The sequence below is a fragment of the Okeania sp. genome, from assembly GCF_983059655.1.
The window spans coordinates 1-2584 of the sequence record NZ_CEZPJD010000979.1; the positions used below are offsets into that span (position 1 = coordinate 1).

Genomic DNA, 2584 nt, shown 5'->3' on the forward strand with positions numbered 1-2584 from the left:
TAACTATTTTAATAAGTTTTTTAGGAGCGATCGCCTAGAGATTTTAGCAGAAAATGACCAGTGATCGCTACTCAACTTAAACATTGGATCATGCAGGTCTTTATGAGCGATCGCTGAATTTACTATGAGCTACAAAAACTCAATCTTTTTAACTTTTAACTTTTGTCGGGATATTTTTAGGTTCTTTTGCTGCCGACCAAAGTAAATTTTTGAGTAAGAAAAAGCTAGATAAAAAGCAAGTAATAGTAGCAATTGAATTGTGGTTTGATGAAGAAAAATTTAAGTTTGTGTGTGAAAAAAAACAAACGGTTTCCATCGGGAAAATTGCAAATGTCACCTCATCCTAAAGGTAGTGGTTTTGTCAAAGATGAAGAGTTTCGACTTAGTTAATAATTTGCGTAACTTAGAGATATAATACGCTAGTTATCACAGGCAAGTAGTAACGAGGGTGAAATTTGTATATTCTGCACTAATCGCGACTGAAACATTTCTGGCAGTCTATCTATTATAGACATAGACCTCAGAAGAAATCCCGCTCCCTTATTAATTTTTTATCTTCTCTGTCCATAGTTAACCAGTCTTCAAAGGAAATAGTTGCGGAGTAAGTCTTGTAAAATTTTTCTCGTTTTTCCTCTAGATTCAGCTGCTCTTGCCCAAAGGCTAGTCGGAACCAATTCTAAATCATCTCTAGTACGAGCTGCTACCCCTCGCAAAAATTCTTTAATTTTTGACCAACAATTTTCAATTGGGTTAAATTCAGAAGAATATGGAGAAAGATATAGCACTTTTATTCCTGCTTCTTCGATTATATTTCTAATTTCCTGAACTTTATGAGCCGGCAAATTGTCCATTACCAAACAAGCACCGGGCCATAAAGCGCGGTAATAAAACTTGTTCAATATAAAACTTGAAAAACATTACCCACATTCCGCACGACAAAATGTAGTATGTAACAGCGAGAAAACTTGAGCAAGTATTTATACTGTTCAAAAAGACTTTTTGGCTGTGGCTGAGTGTAAATTCAACTATGAGTGTGCCGAAATATGAGGTCTCAAGTAGAATCTGGGTAAAAATTAAAATTGCGATCGAAAAAAAACTCTGGGAGTAATAGAGCTATGAGAATATCCATGGTTTTCATAGGAACTATAAATACTTCCAGACCTTGATAATTTGATTGTATATATTTTTTTATGGTTATCCTATCTCAATTGAGAAGATAGTATCTTTGAAAACTTGGAGGAAAAAACTTTAATAATTCGAGACGTTCTGAGGTTAAATTAGATATTTCACATACCCCAGAATTAATCAACAGAAGGAACCCGAGATAACCATTTAATATTCGTTAACAACTGGAGATTTTCCTGAGTATATAAAGCACTATCTGCTACCATTAAGCTGTCACAATTAAACTGATTCTTAAATTCTTTAATTATTAAAGGAAATTGTTTTTGATCTGACTCATTTCCATCACCCATTCTCATGTATAACGGTACATCCCCATCTCCAGTACAGATTAAGTCCAGGAGAAATTGTTTTAAAACTATCAGTTATCTTATGAATATCCATAAGTAATTTTCACAACTTTTGGCTCTTGTTCTTCGGCCGTTTCATTACTTTCTTGTTGATAATTTCCATGAACATGATCGGGAACTTGAATCTAGATGAACTGTATCTGTTTCTAGTTGATAAGTTTTTACTGCTTCCAACACCACAGACATAAAAATTTTACTCAATCCTTTTTGATACAGTTGCTCTAATACTATACCCAATTTATCATCATTAAAATACTCTGCTTTCACTCCTGGTTCAATTAAATGTTCTATGGCAATACCTTGAAAAAATCTGTTATACCAAGCGTGATAAATTTTTGTTACAAATGGTAGAAGTAAGAAAGAAGGAAGAGGGAAGAAGGAAGAAGGGGTAAATATTGAAAAAAAGGGAAAAAAGATAGATATAACTATCTCAAATGAACTGGAACAGCTATTTTTAAGCATATCCGATTAATATCCACCTTTTTGTAGCATTCTTTTTTCACGCTTGGTATTAAATAAATACAATGGGGAGGAGACTAATCCTAATATCATGTGCCCCCTCCGGGGGAGCTACGAATTGCGGATAATTACTTATAATAAAGTATATGGTTTGTAGTTGGGCTTTAGCCCTTACAATGCTTAGTAGTTGGACTTTAGTCCAACTACGAGCCTAATTATAACTGTTCTACCGAACATAATATAACCCATTCAAGAGCATTCCTTTTACTACCTGAGTTGCTGTTACTTTGTTCGCTCTTGTCTTCTCCAATCAACTGATTTATCTTCTTTTCTATCCCTATTTCATCAATGATTCCTGCTACTAATCCTAAATGGTCTAAATTACTTACTTCTACTGACATTTTTTACTCTTTTTTCTCACTTTCTTGTTGAGAATTATATTACCAAATGATAGTTCAAGATTTTTTTTGATTAAGTCTAAATACTTACTCAAATTTTCTCCCTGTTACATACTATATTTTGTCGTGCGGAATGTGGGATTGATTTAGTGTGATGGAAATAATCAGCAAAAATTTTTCTACTCCCGATTCTTG

3 protein-coding genes and 1 pseudogene are annotated in these 2584 nt (G+C 33.6%); all 4 read right to left on the reverse strand.

From position 1 onward, the window contains the following. Nucleotides 1-581: 581 nt before the first annotated feature. Entirely contained in the window at nt 582-899 is a 318-nt protein-coding gene (locus AC3DU7_RS30845) for a transposase (RefSeq protein ID WP_488043051.1), read from the reverse strand. Between the two features lie 402 nt (nt 900-1301). After that, nucleotides 1302-1475, reverse strand: coding sequence for a hypothetical protein (locus AC3DU7_RS30850; RefSeq protein ID WP_488043052.1), 174 nt, complete (start codon nt 1473-1475; stop codon nt 1302-1304). Between the two features lie 135 nt (nt 1476-1610). Continuing rightward, nucleotides 1611-1994 carry a DUF4277 domain-containing protein gene (locus AC3DU7_RS30855; protein WP_488043053.1) on the reverse strand — a complete coding sequence of 128 codons (384 nt, stop codon included), beginning with the start codon at nt 1992-1994 and terminating at the stop codon, nt 1611-1613. Nucleotides 1995-2223: 229 nt separating this feature from the next. Continuing rightward, a pseudogene (locus tag AC3DU7_RS30860) lies at nt 2224-2392 on the reverse strand (DUF4277 domain-containing protein); the annotation flags it as partial. Nucleotides 2393-2584 lie beyond the last annotated feature (192 nt).